Below are 15,277 nucleotides of genomic sequence, written 5' to 3'. Positions count from 1 at the left end.
CAGGGTGGGGATGTGCGGTCCGCGGCGGGTCCGGGTCGGGCGTACGCGAGCCGTGCGGGTCATGCCAGTACCGCCACGAGCTCGTTCTTCCGGTCCCCGACCACCCGAATCATGCAGCTGTCCTCATCCTGTCCGTTGTTGCCCGTACCGCGGTGCGCACCGAAAGACTTCATCGGGTTCGCGCAGGCCGCGTTACTCCCGCGGAGTCGCGCGACGCTTCCCCGAGAAGTATTCAGCCCCACGGGCCGCAGGGCCACTCCGGGCCGCTCACCAGGCACTCAACGCGGGTCGGCGGCGCCTCGCAGTACGAGCACCGTCACTCCGGACCACTGAGTGGGGGCCGGTGCGTCGTCGACCACGACGGCCCGGAGATCGTCCAGACCGGCGGGGTCCAGGCCGCCGAGGCGGGTGCGTTCGGCGAACAGATGGGTGACCCATTCGTCGGTGAGCGTATCGGTGAGATCGAGGTCCGGATCGGCCAGCACCATCGCCGCGCCCACGTCACCGGCCGCGAGGGGTTCGAGCAACGCGAACGGATGCGCCGCCGAACCAGACCAGTAAGTACGTGATTCGAAGGTGAGGTCCGTGCCGGCGCGCACCTGATCCACCAGCGCGGCGACCGCGTCGTAGCTCAGCGGCCCGCGACCCGGGGCCGCGAAGGCGGTGTCGTCGCCGCGCAGGGCCCGGATCCGATGCGCGTAGGTGACCGGCCGCGCGGACTCGGCCGCGATCTCGGCGGCCACCGCCGCATCGTCGAGGGCCAGCCAGTCGATGCCCGGCACCGGCACCGGATTGCCCAGCGTCAGGCCCACCTTCACATCCAGCCCGCTGGGCGGCAGCGCGTTCGGGGCGGCCAGCGGCACCACCGCCGCACCCGCCTTGAGCACCGCCCAGGTGGCCACGGCCAATTCCACGCCGCGGTCGAGCCGCAGGGCCACCCCGTGGCCGGGTCCGCAGCCGTGCGCGACGAGGAAGCGGGCCAGCCGCGAGGAGCGGGCGTCCAGCTCCCGATACGACACCGCCTCCTCGCCCCAGACCAGCGCGGGCCCGTCCGGATCGTCCTCGACCGCGACCGAGAGCGCCTGCGGCAACGCGGTGCCGTGCGCGGCGGCCGGGGCCGGCGGCGCGGACACCGGGGCCGCGTGGGCGCGGACGCGTTCGGCCGCGTCCAGAATGTCGATATCGCCGACCGGGCTGTGCGAGTCGGCGGCCACGGCGGTCAGGATGCGCAGCAGGCGCTCGGCCAGGCCCTCGATGGTGGCCTCGTCGAAAAGCTCTGTCGCGTAGGCGAACACGAGCGCGAGCTCACCGGGGCCGCCGTCCGCGGCGGGCGGTCCGGGTTCCACCGCGATCTGCAGATCGAACTTGGCCGCGACCAGGTCGGCGTCGACCGCGGACACCGTGAGGCCGGGCAGCTCGAGCTCGGCGACCTCGTTGTGCTGCAGGGCCAGCACGACCTGCAGCAGCGGTTCGCCCGGAGCGCGGCCGGGCGCGGCCAGTTCGGCCACCCGCTCGAAGGGGATGTCCGCGTGGGCGAAGGCCGACAGATCGGTTTCGCGGGCGGCGGCCACCAGATCGTCGAAGGACGCGGCGGTGTCCACGGCGGTGCGCAGGGTGAGGGTATTGACGAACATGCCGACCAGCCCGTCCAGCGCCCGCTCACCGCGCCCGGCGATCGGGGTGCCGACCAGAATGTCCGAACCGCCGGACATGCGGGCCAGCAGGATGGCGACGGCCGCGTGCATGACCATGAACAGCGACGCGTTGTGGCGGCGCGCAATGCGATTCAGCTCGGCGTGCACGGCGGCGGGCACCGCGACATCCACCATCGCGCCCGCCATGGACGGCACGGCCGGGCGCGGGCGATCCAGCGGCAGCGGCGATCGCGCGGGCGGATCGGCCAGCTGGCCCCGCCAGTACTCGGCTTGGGCGGCCGCGACCGACGCCGGATCGTCCTCGCTGCCGACCGCCGTGCGCTGCCACACCGCGAAGTCGGCGTACTGCACCGCCAGCGGCGTCCAGCCGGGCGCCTCGCCCGCCGCGCGGGCCAGGTACGCGGTCACCAGATCGCGGGCCAGCGGCGCGAACGAGGCCCCGTCCGCGGCAATGTGATGAGCGACCAGAATGAGCAGATAGTCGTCCGGCGCGTCCCCGGTGAGCAATCGCATCCGCACCGGAACCTGCTGTGCCACATCGAATCCGGTGAGCATGAGCTCGCGTACCCGGCTCCCGATGTCGTGGGCGCGTTCCACCCGCAGCCCGCCCGGCAGCGCGTCGGCGACCGACAGCACCTCCTGATAGGCGGCCGCGCCGGGCGCGGATTCCGGGTAGCGGGTGCGCAGCACCTCGTGCCGGGTCAGCACATCCTCCGCGGCCTGCGTCAACGCGGCGATATCGAGCGCGCCGGTCAACCGCAGCACCATCGGAATGTTGTAGGCGGGGGACTCCGGATCCAGCTGGTTGAGCACCCACATCCGCTGCTGCGCCAGCGACAGCGGCACCCGGGCCGGACGCTCGGCGGCGACCAGCGCCGGACGGGAGCCCGCGGCCGTACCCGGCACGATCCGCGCCGCCAGCCCGGAAACCGTTGCGGTCTCGAACAATTCACGCACCGAGACGCCGGCCTCCAGCGCCTCGTTGATCCGCGACACGGCCCGGGTGGCGATGAGCGAATTGCCGCCGAGTTCGAAGAAGTCGTCGTCCGCGCCGACCCGCTCGGTCCCCAGCAGATCCGCGAACACGCCCGCCACGATCTCCTCGATCGGCGTCGAGGGCGCCCGGAAACGCTTGGCCTCGAACACGGGGGCCGGCAAGGCCTTACGATCCAGCTTGCCGGAGGCGTTGAGCGGGAACTCGGCCAGCACCACGACGGCGGCGGGCATCATGTACGCCGGAAGCGCCTGCGCCAGGCCGGATTTCACGATCGCCGGATCGAGACCGGGCGCGCCGACCACATACCCCACCAGCTGATCGCCCGCGTGCGCGTCGTTGCGCACCACCACCACCGACTGCGCCACCCCGGCCTGCGCCAGCAGCGCCGCCTCGATCTCACCGAGTTCGATGCGCAGCCCGCGCAGCTTCACCTGGAAATCGGTGCGCCCCAGGTACTCCACCTCGCCGTCGGCGTTCCACTTCACCAGATCGCCGGTCCGGTACATGCGCGCGCCGTGCCCGAACGGGTCGGCGACGAAGCGGTCCGCGGTCAGATCCGGCCGCGCCACATACCCGAGGGCCAGCTGGTCACCGGCCAGGTACAGCTCGCCGGCGATGCCCGGCGCGACCGGGTGCAGGCGCGAATCCAGCACGTACAGGCGGGTATTGAAGACCGGCCGCCCGATCGGCACCGACACCGTGTCCGCGTCGGTCACCTCGTGATAGGTGACGTCGACCGCGGCCTCGGTGGGACCGTACAGGTTGTGCAGCCGCGCCCCGGTCAGCTCCCGCAGCCGCTGCGCGGTCGGCGCGGGCAGCGCCTCACCGGAGGCGAACACCTGCCGCAGCGGCCAGCGCTCCTCGGTATCGCCGAGCGCCGCGACGAACGCCGACAGCATCGACGGTACGAAATGCGCCGTGGTGACGCCCTGTTCGGCGATGACCTGCGCCAGATACACCGGATCCCGATGCCCGTCCGGCCGCGCCACCACCAGCCGCGCCCCGGTCTGCAAGGGCCAGAAGAACTCCCACACCGACACGTCGAACGTCGCCGGCGTCTTCTGCAACACCACGTCGGCGTAGGTCAGCCGGTATTGCGCCTGCATCCAGACCAGCCGGTTGACGATGGCGGCGTGGCTGACCGCCACGCCCTTGGGCCGCCCGGTGGAACCGGAGGTGAAGATGACGTAGGCCGGGTGTTCGGCCCGCAGCGGCCGCGTCCGTTCGGCATTCGTGAGCGGTCCGCCCGCCCGGGCGCGCGCCCGCTCCTCGGCCTCCTCGACGAACAGCGTGGGAATGCCGCTGCCGCTGCCGAATCCGTCCCGCCAGGTGGTCAGCACCAGTCGCGGCCGGGCGGTGTCGAGGATGTGCTCGTTGCGGTCGATGGGCTGTTCGGGATCCAGCGGCACGTACGCCGCACCCGCCTTGAGCACCGCGTACATGGCCACGACGAGTTCGGTGGAACGCCGAATGGCCAGGGCCACCAGGCTTTCCGGCCCGACACCGTGCCCGTCCACCAGCTCGCGGGCCAGCCGATCGGCGCGCTCGGACAGCTCCCGGTAGGTGAGGCGTTCCCCCTCGAAGATCAGCGCGGGCGCGTCCGGCGTGCCCGCGACCTGCGCCTCGAACATCGACACCAGGGTCGGTTCGATTCCGCGCGGCAGTCCCACCGCGGCGCGCACGTCGAATCCGGTGGCGTTCCAGTCGCCGCGGACGCGTCGCTGTTCCTCGGCCGACAGCAGGTCCAGATCCCCGACCGGCAGGTCCGGGTCGGCGGCGACCAGCTCGAGCACGCGGGCGAACCGCCGCGCGTAGCCCGCGATCGTCGCCTCGTCGAAAAGGTCTGTGGCGTACGAGAATTCGGCGGCCATCCCGGTGCCGTCGCCGCGCTCGTCGACCCGCTCCTGCACGGTCAGCTGGAAGTCGAACTTGGCGAACGGCACCTCGAGGTCGGTGCCGGCGACGGTGAGCCCGGGCAGCCGGAATTCGACCGGGGCCAGGTTCTGGAACGACAGCATGACCTGGAACAGCGGATTGCGCGCCTGGGAGCGCGCCGGTTCCAGCAGCTCCACCAGGCGTTCGAAGGGCACGTCGGCATGGCCGAAGGCGCGCACGTCGGATTCCCGGACCCGGCCCAGCAATTCGGCGAAGCCGGCCGCCGGATCGACCTCCGTGCGCAGTACCAGCGTATTGACGAACATGCCGATCAGATCGTCGAGCGCGGCGTCACCGCGGCCGGCCACGGGGGTGCCGATGGCGATGTCCCGCGTCCCCGACAGCCGCGCCAGCAGCACCGCCAGCGCGGCGTGCACCACCATGAACGTGGTCCCGTTGTGCCCGCGCGCGATCCGCCGCAGCCCGGCGTACACGTCATCGGCCAGCTCGAAGCGGTAGGTGCCGCCCCGGAAGGACGCGACCGGCGGCCGCGGCCGATCCGTGGGCAGGGCCAGTTCGTCGGGCAGTTCGGCCAGTGTCTCGCGCCAGAACGCGATCTGCCGTGCCAGCGTGGAGTTCTCGTCGTCCTCGCGGCCGAGCGCGGCGCGCTGCCAGAGGGTGTAGTCGGCGTACTGCACCGGCAGCGGGGCCCAGCTCGGCGCGTCACCGGTGGTGCGAGACACGTACGCGGTCACCAGATCTCGCGCCAGGGGCCCCATGGAGAAGCCGTCGGCCGCGATGTGGTGCACCACGCACACCAGCACCTGATCGTCGGCCCCCAGCCGCAGTACCCGCAGTCGCAGCGGCGGCGCGGCGGTCACGTCGAATCCGGCGCCGCCGAGCTCGAACACGCGCGCCACCAGGCCGTCCGCGTCGACGTCCTCGACCGAAAGTTCCGGCACCGCACGCTCGTCGGTGAGCGGCAGCACCTGCTGATACCCCTCGCCGTCGACCTCAGGGTAGATGGTCCGCAGCACCTCGTGCCGCGCCACCAGATCCCGGACCGCGGCCCGCATGGCCTCGAGATCGAGCGCGCCGGTGAGCCGCACCGCCAGCGGCACGTTGTCGACCGCGCCCGCGGGATCGAAGCGGTTGAGGAACCACATGCGCTGCTGCGCGTACGACAGCGGCACCCGGTCCGGTCGCGGCTCGGGTCGCAGTGCGGGCGTGTGGGTTTCGGCCTCGGCGGCGCCGGTGAGCAGCCGGGCCAGCTCGGCGACCGTGGACGCCTCGAACAGCACCCGCACCGGCACCCGTGTCCCGAGCGCACTGCCGATGCGCGCCACGGCCTGCGTGGCCAGCAGCGAATTGCCGCCGAGTTCGAAGAAGTCGTCGTCCGCCCCGACCGGCAGCGGCTCGGCGTCGGGCGGGGTGAGCAGGCCCGAGAACACCTCGGCCACCGCACGTTCCGCGTCGGTCTCGGGCGCGCGGAAGCGTTTGGTGTTGAACACCGGCTCGGGTAGTCGCTCGCGATCGACCTTGCCGACCGGGGTCAGCGGGATCTCGTCGAGCACCATGATGGCCGCCGGAACCATGTACGCGGGCAGCGTTTCCCCGGCGAAGGCCGCCAATTCCCCGGTGTCCACGGTCTTTCCGGGACTCGGCAGCAGGTAGGTGACCAGGGCCGCGGCCCCGGTGGGCAGGGTGGTGCCGAGCGTGACCGCGAAATCCACGTCCGGATGCCCGGCGAAGGCGCTGTCGATCTCGCCGAGTTCGATGCGCAGACCGCGGATCTTGACCTGGAAGTCGGTGCGCCCGTGATGCTCGAAGTTGCCGTTCTCCAGGCGTTTGACGAGGTCGCCGGTGCGGTAGAGCCGTTGTCCCGGTTCGCCGTACGGGCCGGCGACGAAACGCTCCGCGGTCAGCGCCGGCCGGTTGAGATAGCCCTCGGCCAGGGCGGGACCGGCCAGATACAGCTCGCCGACCACCCCCGGCGGCACCGGCCGCAACCCGGCGTCCAGCACGTACGCCCCGATCCCGGGCAGCAGCGTGCCGATGTGGGTGCCGCCGCCGGGTTCGAGCGGACCGGTCCCGGTCGACAGCGCGGTGACCTCGGTCGGCCCGTACTCGATGTAGAACTCGCGCTCGGGGGTGATCCAGCGGTCGACCAGCGCGGGCGGCACCCGCTCACCACCGCACATGATCGCCCGCAGGTCTTGGGGCACGGCCGGATCCAGCGATTCCAGCACCGCGGGGGTGATGCAGATGTGGGTGACACGCTCGCGGCGCAGCAGCTCGCTGAGCTCCTGGCCGCCGAAGACGTCCGGCGGCACCACGACCAGGGTGGCCCCGGCGGTGAAGGCGTAGAGCATCTCCACGATGGAGAAGTCGAAGCTCGGGGTGGTGAGCTGGGTGATGCGGGAATCCCCGGTCACCGCCCGGCTTTCGCGGCGGGCTGCCAATCCGGCCAGCCCGGAGTGGGAGATGGCCACGCCCTTGGGTTTTCCGGTGGATCCGGAGGTGTAGATGACGTAGGCCAGATGCTGTTCGGTCAGCGGCCGCACCCGGTCGGCATAGGAGATGGGATGCGCGGGGCGGGCGGCGATGCGATCGGCGCGGGCCGGATCGTCGAGTTCGATCCAGTAGGCGGCGGTGCCGAGCCCGGCGCGATGCGCGGCCAGCGTGACGCCGTAGTGCGCGCCCGAGTCGGTGAGCATGTGCTCGATGCGGTCGGCCGGATAGGTCGGGTCGACCGGCAGATAGGTGGCCCCGGTCTTGACGATGGCCCACATGGCCAGCACCGATTCGATGGAGCGCGCGATGCCCATGGCCACGACGTCGCCCGGGCCCAGGCCCAGGGCGATGAGTTCGCGCGCCACCCGCGAGGACTGCTCGTCGAGTTCGCGATAGGTGAGTTCGCGCAGGTCGGCCGGGTCGCCGGTGGGATTGAAGCTGACGGCTACCGCATCGCCCGCGGATTCGACTGCGGCGGTGAGCAGTTGACCCAGAAACGGCGCGCCCGATCGGCGGCGTCTGCCCCCGCGTGCTGATCTGCGAGCAGTATCCATCTAGCCGTTCACCTCACAGGTCGAGCAGTCCACACGCGTCGAAGTTCCTTCGACCAGCCCGAACCGACCGGCCGGGCGAACCGGCACAGCATATCCGCGCGCAGCAGCTGCGGCGGCCCGAACTGGAGGGACTATCGGTGCCCTCGTCATGGCGTTGCAGCATGTGAGCTGAGCCATAGTTATTGACGGTAGCTACCGAACCCGCCGCCGGGAGGTGAATTCCGGCGGCGGGTGAAGGTTTCACTCGGGCAGCACGAGAACCGTGGCCGCCTCCTGCCAGGCATCGGCCGCGGCGGTTTCCGCGGTCAGGATCACGGCCCGCAGATCCTCGAGCGCAGCCGGATTCAGCTCACCGAGCCGATCGTGGTCGACGAACAGATGGGTGACCCACTCGTCGGCCAGCGCCTCCGACAACTCCGCCTCCGGATCGACCAGCACGACCGACGCGCCGACCGCGCCCGCGGCCACCAATTCGATCATGGCCAGCGCCGAATCCGCGGCCCCGTGATGGAAGGTGCGCGATTCGAAGGTGAGATCCAGCCCGCGGGCCCGATCCACCACGGCAGCCAGGCCGTCGTAGGTGAGTTCGCCCTCGGCCGACACCCGCGCCCGGTCGTCACCGCGCAGCGCGCGAGTCCGGTTGGCGTAGGTGACCGGTCGCGCCGACTCGGAGGCGATCTCGGCGGCCGTCTCCGGATCGTCGAGCACCAGCCAGTCGATGCCGTGCACGTGCTCGGGCGCGAGGCCGACGGTGATGCCGACCTTCACGTCCTGGCCGGGATGTTCGGCGGCGGACAGCGGGACCATCATGGTGCCCGCCTTGAGCACCGCCCACACCGCGACCACCTGGTCCACACCGCGATCCAGGCGCAGCACCACACCCGTGCCGGGTCCGCTGCCGCGGGCGATGAGCACCCGCGCCAGCCGCGAGGATCGCGCGTCGAGCTCCTGATAGGTCAGCGCCTCCTCGCCCCACACCAGGGCCGGGCCCTCCGGATCGTCCTCGGCGGCGCTGGTCAGCACCTGGGCCAGCGCCGCACCGCGCACCGCCACCCCGGCGGGTTCCGGCGCGGGCTGCGAGATCGACTGCACCACGGCGGTTTCGGCCGCGTCGAGCAGCGCGATATCGCCGACCGGCAGGTGCGGGTCGGCGGCGACCGCGGTGAGCACCCGCTTCAGCGACCGGGCGAAGGAATCCATGGAGGACTCCTCGAACAGGTCGGTGTCGTAGTTGAGGATCACGGCCAGCTCACCGCCGGTGCGGGGCTCGACGCTGATCTGCAGATCGAATTTGGCGGTGGCCAAATCGGTTTCGACCGCGGCGACGGTCAGACCCGGCAGTTCCAGCACCGGCGTCTCGGTGTTCTGCAGCGAAAGCACCACCTGCAGCAGCGGATTCGCGGGCGTGCGGCCCGGGGCGGCGATCTCCGACACCCGCTCGAACGGGAGGTCCGCGTGGCCGAACGCCGACAGGTCGGTCTCGCGGGCGCGTTCGACCAGTTCGTCGAACGACGCCGAGACATCCACCCGCGTCCGCAGGGGCAGGGTGTTGACGAACATGCCGACCAGATCGTCGAGCGCGCGCTCGCCGCGGCCGGCGACCGCTGTGCCGATCACCACGTCGGCATTGCCGGACAGGCGGGTGAGCCAGGCCGCCACGGCGGCGTGCACGACCATGAACAACGACGCATTGTGCTGGCGCGCCAGGCGATTCAGGCTGGTGTGCACCTCGCCCGGCAGGGTGAAGTCGATCAGCGCGCCCCGCATGGAGGCGACCGCCGGACGCGGCCGATCCAGCGGCAGGCACTGCCCGATGGGCAGGCCGGCGAGCTGGTCCCGCCAGTACTGGGCTTGGGCGGCCGCGACCGACGCCGGGTCGTCCTCGCTGCCGAGCGCCGTGCGCTGCCAGACCGCGTAATCGGCGTACTGCACCGCCAGCGGCGTCCAACTGGGAGCTTCGCCCCCGGCGTGGGCCACGTACGCGGTCACCAGGTCGCGCGCCAGCGGGGCCATGGACGCCCCGTCGGCCGCGATGTGATGGGCCACCAGCACCAGCAGGTAGTCGTCGGGATCGTCGCCGGTGATCAGTCGCACCCGCAGCGGAACCCGCTGCGCCACATCGAAACCGGTGCCGACCAGCTCGGCGATCCGGCCGCCGATATCGGTGGCGCGCTCGGATCGCAAGCCGCCCGGCAGCGCGTCGGCGACCGAGAGGATCTCCTGGTAGGGAGCCTCGCCGGGCGCGGACTCCGGGTAGCGGGTGCGCAGCACCTCGTGCCGGTTCAGCACGTCCTCGACCGCATGCCGCAGGGCGGCGACGTCGAGCGCGCCGGTCAGCCGGATGACCATCGGAATGTTGTAGACCGGGGACTCCGGATCCAGCTGGTTGAGCACCCACATGCGCTGCTGCGCCAGCGACAGCGGCACGCGCACCGGCCGCTCCCCCGCCACCAGCGCCGGCCGCGCACCGGTGCCGGGCACGATCCGCGCCGCCAAACCGGAAACCGTTGCGGTCTCGAAGAGTTCGCGCACCGCGACGCGGGTGTCGAGCGCGGCATTGATCCGCGACACCGCCCGGGTGGCGATCAGCGAATTGCCGCCCAGCTCGAAGAAGTCGTCGTCCGCGCCGACCCGGTCGGCGCCGAGCAGCTCCGCGAACACGCCCGCCACGATCTCCTCGATCGGGGTCGACGGGGCGCGGAACGCCTTGGCCTCGAACACCGGCGCCGGCAGCGCCTTGCGATCCAGCTTGCCGGAGGCATTGAGCGGGAACTCGGCCAGCACCACGATGGCGCTGGGCACCATGTAGCCCGGGAGTACCTGTGCCAGAACGGATTTCACGACGGCGGGATCGAGGTCGGCGGTCTCGCCGACCACGTAGCCGACCAGCTGATCGCCGGTGTGCGCGTCAGCGCGCACGACGACGACCGACTGCGTCACGCCGGCCTGGGCCAGCAGCGCCGCCTCGATCTCGCCCAGCTCGATCCGCAGACCACGCAGCTTCACCTGGAAGTCGGTGCGGCCCAGGTACTCCAGCTCGCCCGCGGCATTCCATTTCACGAGATCGCCGGTGCGGTAGAGCCGTTCGCCGGTCCCGAACGGGTCGGCCACGAACCGGTCAGCGGTCAGATCCGGCCGCGCCACATACCCGCGCGCCAGCTGCGCACCGGCCAGGTACAGCTCCCCCGCGACGCCGACCGGCACCGGGTTGAGCCGCGAATCCAGCACGTAGACACGGGTATTGAAGACCGGACGCCCGATCGGCATCGTGACGGCGTCGGCGTCGGTCGCCTCGTGATAGGTGACGTCGACCGCGGCCTCGGTGGGACCGTACAGATTGTGCAGGCGCGCCCCGGTCAGCGCGCGCAGCTGGCGCGCGGTCGGCACGGGCAGCGCCTCGCCGGAGGCGAACACCTGCCGCAGCTTCCAGCCGGAGGTATCGCCCAGCGCCGCGACGAAGGCGGAGAGCATGGACGGCACGAAATGCGCCGTGGTGATGCCCTGTTCGGCGATGACCTGCGCCAGATACACCGGATCCCGATGCCCGTCCGGCCGCGCCACCACCAGCCGCGCCCCGGTCTGCAAGGGCCAGAAGAACTCCCACACCGACACGTCGAACGTGGCCGGCGTCTTCTGCAGGACAGCGTCTTCCGCGGTCAGCCCGTACTCGGCCTGCATCCACACCAGGCGATTGACGATCGCCGCATGGCTGACCGCGACACCCTTGGGCCGTCCGGTCGAACCGGACGTGAAGATGACGTAGGCGGTGTGCTCGGGCCGCAACGGACGGACCCGCTCGACGTCGGCGATCGGGGCCGCCGAGAAACCCGACAGCTCCAGCTCGTCGACGCACAGCACGCCGTCCGCCTCGAAAGCGTCGCGAGAAGTGCTTAGCGTCAATGCCGGTCGCGCCGTCTCGAGGATGTGCCCGATGCGCTCGGCCGGCTGGTCCGGGTCCAGCGGCACGTACGCCGCACCGGCCAGCACCACCGCGTACATGCCGACGACCAGTTCGGTCGAACGCCGCATGGCCAGCGCGACCAGCGATTCCGGTCCGACGCCGTCGGCGATCAACCGCCGGGCCAGGCGATTGGCCCGCTCCGACAGCTGCCGGTAGGTGAGGACCTCGTCCTCGAAGACCACCGCGACCACATCCGGCGTCGCCGCCGCCTGCGCGTCGAACCGCGTAGCCAGTGTCGCGCTGCCGCTGTCCGGCACCTCGAACGCCGTGGCGTTCCAGTCGCCCAGCACCCGCTGCCGCTCCCCCGCCGAGAACAGCGCGAGATCCCCGACCGCGGCGTTCGGCGCCTCGGTCAACGCGGCCAGCACCCGCTGGAAGCGCGCCGCCAGCTCATCCACCGTCTCCGGGTCGAAGAGGTCGGTCGCGTAGGAGAATTCAGCGGCCATTCCGGTCGCGTCACCCTGCTCGTCATGCGCTTCCTGCAGGGTGAGCTGCAGATCGAACTTGGCGAACGGGATCTCCAGATCCGCGCCCGCCACCGTCAGGCCGGGCAGTTCCAGCCGGGTGGGCGCCATGTTCTGGAAGGTGAGCATGACCTGGAACAGCGGATTGCGCGCCTGCGAGCGCGCCGGATCCAGCAGCTCCACCAGGCGCTCGAACGGCACGTCGGCATGGCCGAAGGCCCGCACGTCGGTGTCGCGGACGCGGCCGACGAGCTCCTCGAACGAGGCCGCCGGATCGACATCGGTGCGCAGCACCAGCGTATTGACGAACATGCCGATCAACTCGTCGAGCACGGCCTCACCGCGGCCGGCGACCGGCGTGCCGATGGCGATGTCCCGTGTGCCCGACAAGCGCGACAGCAGCACCGCCAGCGCCGCGTGCACCACCATGAACAGCGTCGTATTGTGGGTCTCGGCGAATCGCCGTGCGGCCGCGTAGATCTCGTCGTCCAGCCGGAACGCGTGCGTCCCGCCGCGGTAGGAGGCGACCGCGGGCCGCGGCCGATCCCACGGCAGCACCAGCTCGTCGGGCAGGTCGGCCAGGGTCTCGCGCCAGTAGGCGATCTGGCGGGCCAGCGCCGACTCCGGATCGTCCTCGCGGCCCAGCGATTCCCGTTGCCACACCGCGTAATCCGCGTACTGCACCGGCAGCGGCGCCCAGCTGGGAGCCGACCCGCGCATGCGCTCGGCGTACGCCGACACCAGATCGCGGGCCAGGACGCCGATCGAAACACCGTCGGCCGCAATGTGATAGATCGCGGCGACCAGCACATGCTCGTCGGGCGCGATCCGCAGCAACCGCAACCGCACCGGCGGCGCGGCGGTGACATCGAATCCGGCACCGACCACGTCGGCCACCGCGGCGGCGATGTCCTCGGCCGCGATATCGACGATCGGCAACTCGACCCGCGCACGCGGGTCCTCGGCCGAGAGCACCTGCTGGAAGCCCTCGCCGTCCACCTCGGGGTAGATGGTGCGCAGCACTTCGTGCCGCGCGACCAGATCCGCCGCCGCGGCCCGCATGGCGTCCACGTCGAGCGTCCCGGACAATCGCACGGCCAGCGGCATATTGTCCACGGCGCTGGTGGGATCGAACCGGTTGAGGAACCACATGCGCTGCTGCGCGAACGACAGCGGGACGCGGGTCGGCCGGGGCAGGCTGCCCAGCACCGGGCCGGCCGCGACCGCCGAATCGGTATCGAGCGCCCGCGCCAGCTCGCGCACCGTCGAGCCCTCGAACAGCACGTGCACCGGCACCCGCACGCCCAGTGCGGTGCCGATGCGGGCCGCGGCCTGCGCGGCCAGCAGCGAGTTGCCGCCGAGTTCGAAGAAGTCGTCGTCGGCGCCGACCCGTGCTTCCGGATCGTCCGGAATCAGCAAGGCGGCGAACACTTCCGCGACGATCTCCTCGGCGCGGGTGGCAGGAGCGCGGAACGCGCGGGCCGCGAACACCGGCTCCGGCAACGCGTTTCGATCCAGCTTGCCGACCGGCGTCAGCGGGATCTCGTCCAGTACCAGGATGGACGCGGGCACCATGTAGGCGGGCAGGGACGCGCCGACGTGAGCGGCCAGCGCCGCGGTATCCAGGGTCGCGCCCGGTCGCGGCAGCACGTAGGACACCAGCGCCGTCGCACCCGAGGGCAGCGATTTGCCCAGGGTGGCAGCGAAATCCACGTCCGGATGCGAACTCAGCGCATTGTCGATCTCGCCCAGTTCGATGCGCAGGCCGCGGATCTTGACCTGGAAGTCGGACCGGCCCAGGTACTCGATGACGCCCGGGTTGTCGGATTCCATCGAGGCGCGGCGCACCAGGTCACCGGTGCGGTACAGGCGCGCGCCCTCGCCGAACGGGCTGGCCACGAAGCGTTCCGAGGTCAGCCCCGGCCGTCCGCGATAACCCTGCGCCAGCGCGGGACCCGACAGATACAGCTCGCCGACCACCCCGTCCGGCACCGGCCGCAACCGCGAATCCAGCACGTAGGCGCCGACTCCCGGAACGGCCGTGCCGATGCTGATCGGCGCGCCCGGTCGCAGCGGCGCGCTGGAAGTGGCGAGAATCGTCGCCTCGGTCGGGCCGTAACCGTTGTAGAACGAACGGTTTTCGGTGGCCCAGCGCGATACCAGTTCCGGACCGAACTTGTCGCCTGCCACGACCACGGTGCTCAGTTCGGACAATCCGGCCGGATCCACCGATTCCAGCGCACCCGGCGTGATCAGCACGTGGGTGACCCGCTCCCGCGCCAGCAGCTCGGCCAGTTCCACGCCGCCGAACACGCCGGCCGGTGCGATGACGAGGGTCGCACCGGCGGTGAAGGTCAGCAGCAGTTCCAGCACCGAGACGTCGAAGCTCGGCGAACACACGTGCAGCACGCGCGAATCCGCGGTGACCGCGTAATGCTCGCGTTCGGCGGCGACCAGCCCGGCCAGACCGGAGTGGGTGACCACCACGCCCTTGGGCTTACCGGTCGAACCGGAGGTGTAGATGACGTACGCGGGATGCTGCTCGGTCGGTGTGCCCAGCCGGTCGGCGTACGAGATGGGGTGATCCGGGTGCGCGGCGACGCGGTCCGCCTGCGCCGGATCGTCCAGTTCGAGCCATTCGGCGGCGGTGCCCAGCGCGCCGCGGTGCTCCAGCGTCGTCAGGCCCAGCACGGCGCCGGAATCGGTGAGCAGGTGTTCGATGCGGTCCGGCGGGTAGGCCGGGTCGACCGGGACGTAGGCGGCGCCGGTCTTGGCGACCGCCCACACAGACAGCACCGATTCGATGGAACGGGTGATGCCGATGGCGACCATGTCCCCGGGCGCGACACCGCGCGCGATCAGTTCCCGGGCCAGCTGCGAGGACCGGGCGTCCAGCTCCCGATAGCTGATCTCACGCTGATCGAACCGAATGGCGATGGCATCACCCGCGGACTCGACCGCGGAGGTGAGCAGCTGGCCGAAGAGTGGGTTGCCGGACCGACGCCGACGATTCCCGCGAGCTGTACGGCGGGCAGTATCCATACGCGTGCAATCACCTCTCGGGGTCCGGGCTTTTCCGCTTGGCCGAGGCAGCTCGGCCGACCCACGAAAACTGACGTCTTGTTCGCGGTACGTCGACAGGGTCAGCGGATGAATTCATCATATCGAGACGCACGAGTGCTCTCGAGCGGCCATCCGCTTTGACTATCGCTGAGCAGCGAAAATTAGTGACACGAAGTGACTTGAGACACAGTGAC

2 protein-coding genes are annotated in these 15,277 nt (G+C 71.1%); both read right to left on the bottom strand.

All coding sequences use genetic code 11. The features are described from left to right. Nucleotides 1–278 precede the first annotated feature (278 nt). Nucleotides 279–7,595 carry a non-ribosomal peptide synthetase gene (locus D7D52_RS28400; RefSeq protein ID WP_120741237.1) on the bottom strand — a complete coding sequence of 2,439 codons (7,317 nt, stop codon included), beginning with the start codon at nt 7,593–7,595 and terminating at the stop codon, nt 279–281. 240 nt (nt 7,596–7,835) lie between these two features. After that, nucleotides 7,836–15,062 (bottom strand): non-ribosomal peptide synthetase, encoded by a 7,227-nt coding sequence (locus tag D7D52_RS28395; protein ID WP_120741235.1) that lies wholly within the window; start codon nt 15,060–15,062, stop codon nt 7,836–7,838. Between the last annotated feature and the right edge of the window lie 215 nt (nt 15,063–15,277).

Origin of the sequence: Nocardia yunnanensis (assembly GCF_003626895.1) — a bacterium.
Taxonomy (GTDB): domain Bacteria; phylum Actinomycetota; class Actinomycetes; order Mycobacteriales; family Mycobacteriaceae; genus Nocardia; species Nocardia yunnanensis.
The sequence above is the reverse complement of the archived record's forward strand: the minus strand, read 5'-3'. Positions and strand labels throughout refer to the sequence as shown.